Source organism: Bremerella sp. P1 (assembly GCF_028748185.1).
GTDB lineage: Bacteria > Planctomycetota > Planctomycetia > Pirellulales > Pirellulaceae > Bremerella.
The window spans coordinates 354,437-367,057 of sequence record NZ_CP118164.1; the positions used below are offsets into that span (position 1 = coordinate 354,437).

14 protein-coding genes are annotated in these 12,621 nt (G+C 55.9%); 7 read left to right on the forward strand and 7 right to left on the reverse strand.

Features of this window, described 5'->3' with window-relative positions:
• Window positions 1-371 precede the first annotated feature (371 nt).
• Complete coding sequence (gene guaA, locus PSR63_RS01390) at window positions 372-1,955, reverse strand: glutamine-hydrolyzing GMP synthase (protein WP_274330087.1); 1,584 nt, start codon at window positions 1,953-1,955, stop codon at window positions 372-374.
• Between the two features lie 414 nt (window positions 1,956-2,369).
• Between guaA and PSR63_RS01395 the strand changes: the two genes are divergently transcribed.
• The 3 genes from PSR63_RS01395 (at window position 2,370) to PSR63_RS01405 (ending at window position 4,595) form a co-directional block, all read left to right on the forward strand.
• The gene (locus PSR63_RS01395) at window positions 2,370-2,951 is read left to right on the forward strand and encodes a HEAT repeat domain-containing protein (protein ID WP_274330088.1); all 582 of its coding nucleotides are present in this window, start codon (window positions 2,370-2,372) and stop codon (window positions 2,949-2,951) included.
• A gap of 138 nt (window positions 2,952-3,089) precedes the next feature.
• Entirely contained in the window at window positions 3,090-3,578 is a 489-nt protein-coding gene (locus PSR63_RS01400) for a bacteriocin immunity protein (protein ID WP_274330089.1), read from the forward strand.
• Between the two features lie 489 nt (window positions 3,579-4,067).
• The gene (locus tag PSR63_RS01405; RefSeq protein ID WP_274330090.1) at window positions 4,068-4,595 is read left to right on the forward strand and encodes a hypothetical protein; all 528 of its coding nucleotides are present in this window, start codon (window positions 4,068-4,070) and stop codon (window positions 4,593-4,595) included.
• Between the two features lie 112 nt (window positions 4,596-4,707).
• Here the strand turns inward: PSR63_RS01405 and PSR63_RS01410 are convergent, their stop codons facing one another.
• The 3 genes from PSR63_RS01410 to PSR63_RS01420 form a co-directional block, all read right to left on the reverse strand.
• Window positions 4,708-6,192, reverse strand: coding sequence for a caspase family protein (locus tag PSR63_RS01410; RefSeq protein WP_274330091.1), 1,485 nt, complete (start codon window positions 6,190-6,192; stop codon window positions 4,708-4,710).
• Window positions 6,193-6,316: 124 nt separating this feature from the next.
• Entirely contained in the window at window positions 6,317-7,624 is a 1,308-nt protein-coding gene (locus PSR63_RS01415) for a LolA family protein (RefSeq protein ID WP_274330092.1), read from the reverse strand.
• Window positions 7,621-8,151 (reverse strand): RNA polymerase sigma factor, encoded by a 531-nt coding sequence (locus PSR63_RS01420; RefSeq protein ID WP_274330093.1) that lies wholly within the window; start codon window positions 8,149-8,151, stop codon window positions 7,621-7,623. Before PSR63_RS01420 ends, PSR63_RS01415 begins: the two co-directional genes overlap by 4 nt.
• A 377-nt stretch (window positions 8,152-8,528) precedes the next feature.
• Here PSR63_RS01420 and PSR63_RS01425 point away from each other — a divergent pair, with 377 nt between their 5' ends.
• Window positions 8,529-8,960, forward strand: a complete 432-nt coding sequence (locus tag PSR63_RS01425; RefSeq protein ID WP_274330094.1) for a hypothetical protein — start codon at window positions 8,529-8,531, stop codon at window positions 8,958-8,960.
• A gap of 81 nt (window positions 8,961-9,041) precedes the next feature.
• A complete protein-coding gene (locus tag PSR63_RS01430) occupies window positions 9,042-9,419 on the forward strand; it encodes a hypothetical protein (RefSeq protein WP_274330095.1) in 378 nt (125 codons plus the stop codon).
• 37 nt (window positions 9,420-9,456) lie between these two features.
• Here the strand turns inward: PSR63_RS01430 and PSR63_RS01435 are convergent, their stop codons facing one another.
• A complete protein-coding gene (locus tag PSR63_RS01435; RefSeq protein ID WP_274330097.1) occupies window positions 9,457-9,693 on the reverse strand; it encodes a hypothetical protein in 237 nt (78 codons plus the stop codon).
• Between the two features lie 66 nt (window positions 9,694-9,759).
• Window positions 9,760-10,317, reverse strand: coding sequence for a GNAT family N-acetyltransferase (locus PSR63_RS01440; RefSeq protein WP_274330098.1), 558 nt, complete (start codon window positions 10,315-10,317; stop codon window positions 9,760-9,762).
• 203 nt (window positions 10,318-10,520) lie between these two features.
• Between PSR63_RS01440 and PSR63_RS01445 the strand changes: the two genes are divergently transcribed.
• Together PSR63_RS01445 and PSR63_RS01450 are read left to right on the forward strand one after the other, a co-directional pair.
• Window positions 10,521-11,045: a hypothetical protein gene (locus PSR63_RS01445; RefSeq protein ID WP_274330099.1), complete on the forward strand. Its 525-nt coding sequence runs from the start codon at window positions 10,521-10,523 to the stop codon at window positions 11,043-11,045.
• Window positions 11,046-11,167: 122 nt separating this feature from the next.
• Complete coding sequence (locus PSR63_RS01450) at window positions 11,168-12,148, forward strand: hypothetical protein (RefSeq protein ID WP_274330101.1); 981 nt, start codon at window positions 11,168-11,170, stop codon at window positions 12,146-12,148.
• Here PSR63_RS01450 and PSR63_RS01455 read toward each other — a convergent pair.
• Complete coding sequence (locus tag PSR63_RS01455; RefSeq protein WP_274330103.1) at window positions 12,145-12,594, reverse strand: hypothetical protein; 450 nt, start codon at window positions 12,592-12,594, stop codon at window positions 12,145-12,147. The two genes, PSR63_RS01450 and PSR63_RS01455, sit on opposite strands and share 4 nt — an antisense overlap.
• Between the last annotated feature and the right edge of the window lie 27 nt (window positions 12,595-12,621).

The following is a 12,621-nucleotide window of genomic DNA, read 5'->3' on the forward strand; positions in this document are numbered from 1 at the left end:
ATCCCGTTTTAGGGGAAAAGTTCTAGTCGTTGCGCTTTACCGTACTATTAAGTTCCTGCGAGGCCTTATGTAAAACAAGCCACCGCAAACCATTTTCCTTCGGAAAATTATCTGCCGTCAGCTGGTTTTTACTGCTTGCAAGCTAACGATTCTCTGGTACTATCCGAAGTGTTGGAAGCACACTCCAACGCTCACTAATCTCATATCTTGTCGGTACGAGCTAAGTTCAGTTTCGAGGAATTCCATCCCCTATCCTCGCCCCGCCAAAAACTGAATTTGTTTCGCACCAACCCGATCAACAGCGTGGCTAGTCCCCCTAGCCACGCTTTTTCGTTTCTTGTCTTTCGTGTCTCAGCTCCGACCAGGAATGCTTATTCCCACTCGATCGTTGCTGGGGGCTTCGTGCTGATGTCGTAGCACACGCGATTCACCCCTTTGACCTCGTTGATGATTCGCGTCGAGATCCTTGCTAGCACCTCATAGGGGAGGTCGCTCCAGGTCGCGGTCATGAAGTCGTCCGTATCCACGCAGCGGACGCATACGGCGTTGTCGTAGGTCCGGGCATCGCCCATCACGCCCACGCTTTGCACCGGCAGCAGCACCGCAAAGCACTGCGAGGTCGACCGGTACAGGTTCGCCGACTTGATCTCGTTCACTACAATCGCGTCTGCTTCACGCAGAACGGCCAATTTTTCCTCGTTCACCTCGCCCAGGCAACGCACGGCCAGGCCAGGACCCGGGAAAGGATGCCGCCAGACGATGTCTTCCGGCAGGCCCAGTTCGATACCCAGCTTGCGAACTTCGTCCTTGAACAAGTCACGCAGTGGCTCGACTAGATCGAAGCCCAGTTCCTTGGGCAGCCCGCCCACGTTGTGGTGCAGCTTGATCACCGCGGCCGGGCCGTCCTGAGCCGCGCCACTCTCGATCACGTCGGGATAAAGCGTCCCTTGAGCGAGGAACTTGGCGTCCTTGATCTTGGTCGCTTCTTCCTTGAAACACTCGATGAATTCGTAGCCGATAATCTTCCGTTTTTCCTGCGGATCGGTCACGCCGGCCAGCTTCGTCAGGAAGCGTTCCTTCGCATTCACGACGTGCAGGTCGGTCTTGAAATGCGAGGAAAACTCGGAAATAACGGCACCTTCTTCGTCTTTCCGCAAAAGGCCGTTGTCTACCAAAATACAGGACAGTTGATCGCCGATTGCTCGGTAGAGCAGGGCGGCTACCACCGACGAGTCGACCCCGCCAGACAAGCCGCAAATGACGCGAGCATCGCCCACTTCTTCGCGAATCCGGGCAATCGTTTCGCGGGCGAAGTCACCCAGCTTCCAGGTCCCTTCGCAGCCACAGATGGTGATGACGAAGTTTCGCAGGATCTGGCTGCCCAGCGGCGTGTGGGTGACTTCCGGGTGGAACTGGATGCCGTATTGGGCGTGCTCGACGTGACGCATCGCGGCCACGGGGCACGTGCGGGTCGAAGCCAACGGGCGGAACAGGCCGCTGATCTGCTCGACCTGGTCACCGTGGCTCATCCACACGTCGGTTTCGTCGGGCAGGCCGGCCAGCAGGTCTTTGGCGTCGTTGATTTTGATGTGGGCGTGGCCATATTCGCGGGCCGAGGCGTTTCGCACCTTGCCGCCAAACCGATCGCACATCAGCTGCATGCCGTAGCAGATGCCCAGGATCGGAATGTCGAGGTCAAAGATGCCTGGGTCGCACTTCGGAGCGTCTGGCTCGTACACGCTGGAAGGCCCGCCTGAGAGGATGATTCCCTTGGGAGCCAACTCTTTGATCCGCTCGGCGGTAATATCGTGCCGCACGATTTCGCAGTAGACGTGCTGTTCCCGCACGCGGCGAGCAATCAACTGGGCATACTGCGACCCGAAGTCGAGAACGAGCACGCGTTCCGAGTAGATGTCGTTGGCCGGCGAGGAACTGACGGAGGCGGTATCAGGCATGGTTTCCGTCCGTGAACGTCAGGCAAATGGGCCTGACCGGGAAATGAAAAATCCCGCCGAACTATGGGGCGGGACATGGAAACGGGCGATTATATCGCGACTTTCGCAACCGTCCAACCGTCTCGTAGTCCGTTTGGGGTGAAGTCGCGGGAAACCTTTTGCATTAGTTGGAAGTTTGCAGTGTTCGGTTTTCAGCAGGAAGCGGCAAAGGTAACCTGCTGGCCATATTCCGCCCGTTCGGGTGGGGTTAGTGGTATGCTGTTTAATCAGGCATCGATCGCCGATCGGATCATTAGGTATACCAGCCTGCTGGTGCCTGAAGATAGTACGCGCGGAATCTGCTTACTCAGCGAATCGAATCTGCGGTTATGCCCGAGCAGACGTCGGCATGGCAGCTCGATAGAAAGTCCAAGTATGACCCAAGAAGAGCAAGCAACGATTGATCGTTTCAACGCCGACAACTGGGCAATGCTTTATCGCTGCCGTTGGTCGCCGGAGGATGCCGATCAGGTCGTCCCGCAATTGCTGGAACTGCTGAAAAGCAAGGATCCCGAGATCCAGCAAGAGTCGCTCCGAGCACTCTTTCGCATTGGGACACCCGCCGCCCCAGCCGCCAACCAAGTCGCAGAATTGACCTGTAGCAACGTGCCGATGACCAAGCGTCTGGCCGTACTTGCGATCGGCCAGATCGCCTATGAATTGCCGGAGGTTTGCGTCGGTCCTGTCGCGGCAACCCTGAGCGATCCCGAGTGCTGCCGAGATGCCCTGCGCATCCTGAAATACATTGGCGAAGCTGCGGCCGGCGCACTGGATAAAGTGAAACCACTGCTCTCAAACCCCGATGCCAAGGTTCGAAGGGACGCCGTCAAAGCCCTCGCCAAAATGAATGCCGCCGACCCACAAGTTATCGACCTGATCCGCGAGGCCACCAACGACGGTAGCAAGATCGTACGCGAAGCTTCCAGCAAGTGCTTGAAGAGCATTGGGAAAAGGTGAGCAGTAACGAAGTAACGTAGGCAGAGTCGTGACCTAGCCTACTTCACTAGGCAAACGGGTACTGTTTTCTCACTGGCGAAACGCCAGTGGCACACGGAAGTTTATTTATGGACCAATGTAACTCAGCCGAGGCAAGTGATGAATCGACAAGACTTGATTGCGATGATTAATCAAATCCTTGACCCAGACGAAAATACGTCTTCCGAGGACATTGATCGCCTACTCGAGGAATTCATCAGCTCAATTAAGCACCCAGGCGGTTCCGATCTCATCTACTATCCAGAGAACTGGGGGCTTAACTCTTGCGCATCAGCGGAAGATATTGCGAACGAAGCAATGTCCTGGGCGCCGAGGGTCGTATCGATGAAGGTTTCTTATGCACGTCCCCATCCCAATCGAGACGACCTGATCTGTTACGGCGTCGAAATTGAAGGACACATCCAAACGCAGGTCGTGAGTTCACTTACACTGAAACCAAGGGAAAACTGTGCCGTCGCACTTTCCGGTGTTCGCTTACCCGATGGGTCTACCGTCCAGCATGTCTTCGTTGATCAAGCCTTCAGTGCTGGTGTGATATTAGGTCGGACGGGGCAACCGGTCGGCATGGAACTTGCGCCGCCCCAATAATTAACCAGTAACGTAGGCTGGGTCGTGACCCAGGCTATGAAACTGGACGGGATATTTACAAATGCCGGAGTCAGATGGATTCTCCCCGAGTGATGCATGGATCAAGACGTGCGACTTAGAGCATGCCGTTCAACCTGTGGAGGCGAGTGTTTCCGACGCATACTGGTGTGACACGGCAACGCAGATTCTCGGTTCTTGTTCTCGTTATCGCGGTGAGCGGGTGAATTACTCGTCCCATTGCGTTGATCGCAAATTACTCGTCCACAACCTCACAGCAAGACTAGAGATTCTTGAAATGAGGGGAGTTGTGTCTGTGGGGCTTACCGAGTCGTTAACTTGTCTTCGCGATGCCACGGTTGAAAGCGTGAACGTAACCTACGTCATGCTCGATCGCACTACTGACGGTTCAGTGGTTGGTTATGCGACGGGTGATAATCCGCGACTTCTCGCACTATTCCTAGTTCAGCGGTCAAACTAGCGACAATGATTTTGAACGTTGAGACCTTCACCAACTATCTGGTTACCGATGGAACCATTCCCGGCGGGGAAGTTGAAGAAGCACTTCGTTCCGATGATTTGGTGGTGCTGGGGGTACTTTGGCAGATGGTTTCCTCACACTGGGATCGCATCGCCCCCGCAGTCGATCTTGTTGACTGCAACCGGTCGATCGCACGCTACCTACTAAAGTGCATTGAGCAAAATCCAACGCCGGACGATTTTGTGTGCTCCAATTACGAAGCGGCGCGTGAGCTGTTGCCCTTGGTTCACTCCATGGAACGGGGCGAACGTGAACGACCAGGCTTAGTCCAAGAAACGCTTGAAAATCTGCGCGAGGTCTACCTACGCGGCGACGACAACACACGGCTCTGTATTGAAACGGGATTTCTGGAGCATCTGCTCGAGAAGCGTGAGTCCATCCAATGGTTGAAACGCTGGCAAGCGGACCCTCGAACCGCAAACGCCATTACCGATTCAATCAACGGTTGGTACGGGCCTGATGAGGAGTCGCCCGACTGAGTCCGCTCAATCGTGGATCGGGAGCAACTGACCACCTCACACTGCCGAGGGCGGCAGTGGCACACGGCGGATAGTTTTGGCTTCATGCGGATACCCTACGCAGGTGTCAATCTCATCCAGCTGGCGTGTCGAGAAACGAGATCAGCCGCACGTCGTGTTGATCGACGAACTTTTCCTCGATAGTGAAAAGGGCCGCCAGTAGTGACTTGGGGGTGTTTGCTTTTTCGTGGACAATCGACCACAGGTCGGAAGTCACGGTGATCTGGCCGTCGATACCGTCGATGCTCAGGCTACAGAAGGTCACGCCGGGATCGTAGTCGACGATCAGGCGGTCGTCCTCAAGGTCTTCTAACCGGTCGATCAATTGCGGCAAATCGATCGGCTCGGCGGGCTCGAAGGTCACGGTGTCGAACACGTCGGCGAAGATGGCGGCGAACCGGTCGCTGAATAGCTTTTCAGGCTCTTTGATCGCGTCGACCATCCGCAACCAAATGACCTTCGACGGATCCTCAGCGGCGAGATGAACGGTTATGGAGTAGTTGAAGTACGGCGTAATGATCGTGGCCGTTCCGTCCCCCTGGTTAGAGACGTTCATGTCGGCCCGCTTAAACTTGAACTGCTGGCGGAGGGACTGGAATACGTGGTTGATATCGGCGTCGATCTCTTCCTGCGCGATCTTGGCGATGAACTTCTCGGCCAGGCTGTCGGCACGGGCAGGCTTGGAGTGTTTGCCACGCTGAAAACCAGCAAGATCTTGCACGCGCATGGTACGCCGCGCCAGGAGCGTGACGTTTTTGACCTGGCCATTGGATTGACTGGCGGCTTCGCTTCGTTGGTCGAAGAGTTCCGTCATATCGACCAGGGGAAGCTCTCCGTTTCCGGCAAACCAGGGCGTTTGGTCTTTCTTCGTCGTGAAGAGGGTACTCAGCGTTTGCGGTACGCAGCGTTTCAAGTACTTCTGCAGCGACGCTGATGTCAGCTGCGTGTTATTGACCAGCGCCGCGGGAGCCTTGCCGCCAAGTGCTTCCACCAGGTGATGTGCCCAGATGCCGTGGCGTAGCGCCGGGCTGGTGTGAGATGTCTGACCGGACTTGCATGCGGCAAAACAAACACAGTGCGAGCTCGAATTAAAAAACGCCTTGAGCTTCGCATCTTTGAATGCCGCATAGTTGTATCGCAGATCTTGCGTGTCCAGCATGCCGCTTTCACTCGAGTCGAGCAGCAGAACGATCTTTCGACAGTCCGATTCCTCGAATTGCTCGAACATCCAACTGAGCTTGATACTGGTATTGGCAAGATCATCCGGATCGGTGTCGTAACACGTGAGGTAGTTCGCACCTTTTTTCGAGAATCCGTACCCGGAGAAATAGACATAAAGCTGATCGTCTTCCAGCAAGCTCTTGACAGTGCGTTGCAGACGCGACTGGATCGACTGGTGCGTGGCCTGATCGTTGATCAGGGTGACACGGTCTGCCGCGTCAAACCCATGCTTTTCCAAAACGGCTGAAAACGCGCCGGCATCCGACTCCGCAAAACGAACACGTTGCATCCGCGAGTCCGCGTACTCTTCAACCGCGATGATAAGGGCAAACTTCACGATGGCACAAATTGGCAGAAATGCGACGGAAAAAGCTCCGCATTGTAACCCCGAGAAGCAGGGCGTCCAAGTGATCGTGTCCCATCAGGTGGGGACGGCAACCTAACTTTCGACACCTCTTTCATCAATCAATTCGCTGCCCGGTCTTGGCGTCGTACTTCGCGAGGGTCTCGAGGAGGTCGTCGCGGTGGGCTACGAACTTGAGTACGAGTTTGCCAGGGAATGACTGAATCGATTCGAGCTTGATGATCTCCGGTACGAGCGACTCGTAGTCTGCCTGGCGATCGGTTACGTCCAGCTCAATTCGGGCCGTACCGTCGGCGATGCTGATGTAGGGATGGCACACGATGCCGTGCTCTTTTCGGATCAGGGCTCCGATGTCGTATGCCTTGTCCAGTTTGCGGCCATCTTCTGCCGTGACCACACGGTTCTCATCCTCGGCTGGCATGTTGGCCTTGCTGGGATATTCGTCCGTAATATTCCGGACCTCGTCTAGGTTCGGCTTGGGGAGATCCGGGCCAATGACCGTGTAACCCTCGGGAACTTCCTGCGAAAAGAGCTGAGGATCGAGCGGCTGATTGTATTTCAGGTTCTTGTAGGTACTGGTTACCTGGTTATGTTCGTCGAGACGTACGTTGTAGACGATTTCGATCGGATGGCCTGTCTCGATGTCGGCCCAGATGTCGATCGTCTGGAAGATGACCTGCTTGCCGTCCAGCGACCACAGTTCGCCGTCGGGGCCGACCGGGTTGAGAACGCGGAATCCGACCACGCGCTGCTTGGCGATCTCTTTCTCACCCAGTTTTTCGTACGTGATATCGTTGAAGTTGTTGTTCTGTTCGGCTCGTCGCAGATGGTCCTGCATTCGAAGGATGAACTGCGCCGGGTTTTCGTACTTCCCGTAGTTCGAATAATCCTCCATGAGCATCGCGGTCTTTGTCTCCGGGATGACCATCAGCATCTTGTCGGCTTGGAAGTCAAGGATCGAGTAGACGTCGTTGGGCATTTCCATCCGCACCAGGCCAGGCAGCTTGGTGATGCACTTGCCGCTGCCGCTTTCACGCGGCTTGCCATCGCCGTGATCAAAGAGCGTACTGATCTCGAAGCTGAGAGTCTCGATCTTGAGGATCTCTCGGGCAACTTGCTCGAATGCCACGGCCTTCGAGGGGTTAATCGCGCTGAAGACGATCAAGCCAACCATGACGAACAGAGCAATCGAAGCGGTAATCTTCATACCAGTAAATCTCCTGGAGTGGGTGGGGGACAACTTGTCTTGGCTGGTAAGTTCAACTTCTCCGCTGATGCGGCTTAACAGTTGCGATACGACCTCGGGCGAAGGACCGGCGGGCACTTCTTCGCGAAGCAACGCTTGCACGGCCAAGTCGACCGGGTCGTGGGCTGGCTCGTGATTTTGGTTCGGGGTTTCGTTCATGGATTGGTCCTCAACTTTGAATTGCTGTCGTCTTCAGTGAGGCGCTGACGCAGCCGTTCACGGATCCGATGCAGGAGAACACGTACGTTGCCCGATTTGAGGCCTAAGTGCTCGGCGATCTCGTTGTCCGACCACTCTTGGAAGTAACGCAAAGAAAAGATCAACGCATGCTGCTCAGGCAAATCGGCGAGTTGCTCTCGCAAGTGTTCGACCAAATCGCGATCGGCAGCCTGGGTGGATGGGTCATGGCCTGCCTGATCGCGGATGGCTTGTTCCGCCCAGGCATCCTGCCGGCGTTGGCGGCTTTCACGCTGGCGTAGTAGATCGATCGCACGTCGAGTTGCGATTTGCACCAGGAACCTCGGCCAGTTCTCAACGACTTGTCGTTGGCTTTGGCGAACGGCATCGGCAAAGGTTTCCTGGAAGCAGTCATTGGCGTCTTCGGCGTTGCCGACCAAGCGATAGGCCGTCTTCCAGACCAGGGGGCCTTGAAGCCGTATGATGCCTGGCCAGTCGATCGAGTCCATAGATGTCTCCTGATTCTTAATCGTCGGTTACAAGCTATGTCGCAGGCCGCAGCGGATGTGTTACAGCCTTTTTTGGGAAATTCCCGCCCCCGAGTCGCTTCGCGGCCTGCCTGACCCGGTCACATTGCTATATCCCAGTCCGCTATTGCGAGACCGCCTAAACAGATCGACATTATCTGGGTGCTCTGACGACCAACCTAATGTCTGGGGGCCACTGGCCCTCTGGCCAGTGCATGGCGTGTCGCTTTGGTAAGAAACTGGTGCTTTCCGCGGAAAACAACATAGGCAACGACCCTCGCAGTGGTATAAATTCGGAAATCTGACAGTCGATTGAGTGCGCGAATCGAGTTTAGATACTTAATCTAGAGGTCTATTCGATGCGCTACGCTAGCTATCTACTTTCTGTCGTCCTTCTTTTTTCGCTCGCGCTGCCCGTGGCGGCTCATGATTCAGCGAGCCGCGGATCGCGTTTCTGGCTATCTCCCTTCCTCCCTTCGTCGGTAAACCTTTTCCGGTCATGCCTTGAGGACGAGGAAGTAGAGGAAGAGGTCGTTGAAGAAGACCTGGAAGAAGAAGAGACCTCGGTTGCGAGTGACATTGAAGAGTGGGTGACACGATTCGCCGAAAATGTGCTCGATCTGGATGAAACCGAAACCGAGCAGTTCGTTGCCGACTTCAATGAGATCGTCGAAGATCTGGGAGTTGATCCCGACGAAGTTCACCCCTGCCTGGGCTTCAAAATCGTGCTCTTCCTGGCCCTGCGTGAACTGTTGGACCAAGCGGACAGCGAGGTCGAAGCAGCGACCTAGTTCTGGTCGATTGACATCGTGGCACGCTTGCAGCCGACGCGTGATGCACAACCACTTCTTTGAATCAAGCGAGGCCTCCTGATGCCGCTGGGTACTGGAGAACTGAAACGACAAATGGCAGGCAGTGGGGCGTTCGCGGTTGTTTCCCTGCATGTCGAACGAACCGAAAAGCCCGTTGCTTTGACCGTTTCGCCTGAGGCCAAGTTGACCGAAGGCGAATTCTACTTACCGGCCGTGCAGGTTGGCATCGAGCATGTATGGGCCTGCTCGCTCACGGGAACAGACGAACTGCCACATTTCAAGGTAGACGTACGGCAGATCAAGACTACGGCGGTCGACACCTCGGTGATGATGGTTGTTTACGCTACGATCCTCGCCGTATGTGACGCCTTAGACCTCGATCCAAAACAGTTCGCCGAGCTCGACTTCGAAAACCGCCGCCTGTCACTGGTTCTCTAAAACGCGGATAGGCCAGCGGCTCACCGGATAGGCGTCATCAGCTGCGAGTCTTTGGAAACAGCCGCGCCCCGATCGCCGCACCACACAGTGCCAAGACAAACGGGCCGGGCATCACCAACAGAAAAACCCACTCACTCGGACCGAACATCGATCTCACCCAAAGGCCGGTCGCTATACTTCCGCCGAACCCCAGGATCGCACCCAACAGCGTGGCCCACCACTTCCCAGGTTCGATTGCCCGCGTGAACCATCGAATCGCCCATTGCTCTAGCATGACTGCCCTTTAGCTGCGAGGCACCGTCCGCAAGCGGAATTCGGGTACCATCGCTCCGGAAAACTCCTACGACGACACCAACGTATGGTTCCATTCGGTCGACAGCAAGCCGTAAACAACATGGCTCAAGTAGCGCCCGTTGATCGACTCTACTTCGCGGACGGTGCCTTCGGCGGTGAAGCCTAGCCGCTCGGGAATGGCTCGGCTCTTGGCGTTTTCGGTCGCGCAGCGGATTTCGACGCGGTGCAGTCCAAGCTGCGTGAACGCGTGGGAAATATAGGCCGCACAGGCTTTGGTCATGATGCCTTGTCCTTGGGCCTGTTGGGAAAGCCAATAGCCCAGGGAAGTCGACTTGTTTCGCCAGTCGATCTTGTGCATACCGATGACACCGACAATGTTCTGCCCGGCGCGAATGGCTGTCTGAAATCCGTTGTCTTCGCCGAGCTGCTGCAGCGTGGTGGCGATGAAGGCCTCGACATCGGCGACCGATTTCGTCGACGGGACCCACGGCATCCAAGGGCTGAGGTGCTCGCGGTTGGCATCGACTGCGGCAAACAACTCTTGAGCGTGCCGTGGTGCGAGAAGTTCGAGACGAAGATTGGGTTCGAGGTGATAGGCGAACATGGATGCATGCTTTACTGAAATCAGGGTGTGCCTGGTAATGGCCACACCGGACAAGGGACATGGTCGCAAACGTTTCTTACGGATGTCTTACCATTGGCAACATATCAGTCTATCAGCTGTTATCATGTGGCCAGCAATAACCGTCTACTTATAGGTGATAGGCAGACACTTCCTTTCGTTAAGGTGTTCGCTAAGAGAAATACATGAACCAACTCTGCCGATTGAACACGATTCCCCTTGCGATCTCCCTGTTGCTGCTGGCCGTCAATGGCTGTGGGTCACCATCAGGACCGCCGAAACCAAGTCCGGCCGGCTATAAGACCGTTACGTTCCCCAATGGGCCTGTGCAATTTTCGGTACCTGAATCGTATTCCGAAAGTTCCGAGCCGGATGACACCGTGGTCATCACGCCTGGGGAGGATGCGAACATCACGTTGCGTTTCAACTTGCACGTTCTCCCAGGCGATCTCGCCGAGGAATTCCTGAAGTCGCAAGCCGAAGAGAAGGGGTTGAAGTTGACGCCCATCGGCGACAAGACGACGTTCTCCGAAGGCGGAACGCATAGCGAAGGCGGTCGCGACTACGAGATGAAATTCTGGCAAATTGCCTTCGGAGATTCCCTAGTAATCATGTCCGCCGAAATGGACAAAAAGCACAAGGGAGATCAAGTCGTTAAAGATTGCTTAAGCGAGGCATCGAAGATCATCGAATCGATGCAGAAATATTAACGGCACATCCCATGGATAATCCATCGTTCACTCTCAACAATCGGCGATCGCATTGGCTCAGTCAGTGCGTTTGCCTTTTGGTCTGCACGGCAGGGCTCGTTTCCTGCCGCCCCGACCCCGCGGTGGAATTGAACAAACCCAAAGAGTGGCTGCTGACGAAACAGGTCGACGCGCAAACGGTTATCTCACGAGGTGATAGTCCGCCACGCCCTACCGTTGGGATGGTCTTTGATCGTCCGGATCGTCAACGAGAAATACCGATCGATCAGGCTGCCGAACTGATCGCCGCCAACCAGGACCAGCTTCCCGAACTCGAGTGGCTCTGGTTTGACGGGACTGAGCTATCCGACCAGGGGCTACTGGCGCTTTCGGACGTTGGTCACCTGAAGATTATCAGCGTGGTGGGGACCAACGTCAGTGATTCCGCGGTCCAACAGTTCCAACAAACCCTGCCTGAGTGCCGAGTCGATCATGTCCTGAACCGCGCCCCAGTCGGCATTCGCTTGGGAGAGTCGAAGGTTTCGTGGCAAGACGTTCGACCACTTTGGCAGGAGGCTGGCAAAGTGCCCGATCATCCGCGTCCCAAGAGCTTGGACGTGAAACAGGTTTACGCGACGAACACTGACGAGCGGTTGCATTTCTTCTTCCGCGTGCGTGATACGCCGCCAGAGATCGTGCAAGGGAGCGGCTTCAAGTCGTTCGCTTTGTTCATCGATACCGATAACGACCCCGCCACCGGTTCGGTCGACAAAGATGGGCTGCGGGAAGGTTACGACCTGAGGCTCGACGTGATGACGCGTACCAGGTTTGCCACCGAAGATCGCCCTCAATCCCGCGGCCTGGTCCTCCGGCTTGGCCGCATCCCTGACGGCGAGTCACACACGCATCTCCGGGGTTCGCTGGGCGAATGGTACACCGGTGATGACAACGCGATGATCGGCTACGACGACGATGGGATCGAAGTCGCGTTGCCGCTGGACATGCTGGGTATCGAGCGTGGGCAAACGCTTCGACTCACGATTGAAGATGGTCACACGCGTTCTTCACCGCGAAGCACAAGTTACGAGGACTCGTTCAGCCGGGCATCGTACGAGTTAGACTAAGGAATCTGCTGCCCCTCCGCATCCAACCCCAATACGCGGCACGCCACCCCGATCGTCGCCCACACGATGACCAAGACGTGCGATGCCCACAGGCAAGCGACGCCTGCGAAACGTGGTTCCAGGTGAATATTCGGGAACATCGTGATGGCGACAAGCATGCCCGTAGCGATCCCAGCGGCCACCAGCGCGCCGCCCCACTGGCGCAAAGCCAGGCAGAAAAAGGATACCCAAAACAGCCCTTCTGCGATCAACATCGCCAGTCCGAAGAACCAAAGAAATGGATGGATCAGGGTGACTAAAATCACCCAGCCTGCGTTACCATCGGAGTCGATCGGTAAAAACAGGAACGCGTACCAAAGCCCCAGCGGCGCGATCACGCGGACCGCAGCGACCGCGAAACTAAGATAAGGCCACGGACCTGAACTGGGTTGATTATTGGGGGGCAAGACCTTGGTTCCGATGGGCTCAAACTC

Excerpts from the sequence above, each read along its gene's own strand:
- PSR63_RS01445 (WP_274330099.1), top strand. The coding sequence starts at position 10,521 with ATGAACCAACTCTGCCGATTGAACACGATTCCCCTTGCGATCTCCCTG.
- PSR63_RS01430 (WP_274330095.1), top strand. The coding sequence starts at position 9,042 with ATGCCGCTGGGTACTGGAGAACTGAAACGACAAATGGCAGGCAGTGGG.
- PSR63_RS01440 (WP_274330098.1), bottom strand. The coding sequence starts at position 10,317 with ATGTTCGCCTATCACCTCGAACCCAATCTTCGTCTCGAACTTCTCGCA.
- guaA (WP_274330087.1), bottom strand. The coding sequence starts at position 1,955 with ATGCCTGATACCGCCTCCGTCAGTTCCTCGCCGGCCAACGACATCTAC.
- PSR63_RS01395 (WP_274330088.1), top strand. The coding sequence starts at position 2,370 with ATGACCCAAGAAGAGCAAGCAACGATTGATCGTTTCAACGCCGACAAC.
- PSR63_RS01425 (WP_274330094.1), top strand. The coding sequence starts at position 8,529 with ATGCGCTACGCTAGCTATCTACTTTCTGTCGTCCTTCTTTTTTCGCTC.
- PSR63_RS01420 (WP_274330093.1), bottom strand. The coding sequence starts at position 8,151 with ATGGACTCGATCGACTGGCCAGGCATCATACGGCTTCAAGGCCCCCTG.
- PSR63_RS01435 (WP_274330097.1), bottom strand. The coding sequence starts at position 9,693 with ATGCTAGAGCAATGGGCGATTCGATGGTTCACGCGGGCAATCGAACCT.
- PSR63_RS01415 (WP_274330092.1), bottom strand. The coding sequence starts at position 7,624 with ATGAACGAAACCCCGAACCAAAATCACGAGCCAGCCCACGACCCGGTC.
- PSR63_RS01400 (WP_274330089.1), top strand. The coding sequence starts at position 3,090 with ATGAATCGACAAGACTTGATTGCGATGATTAATCAAATCCTTGACCCA.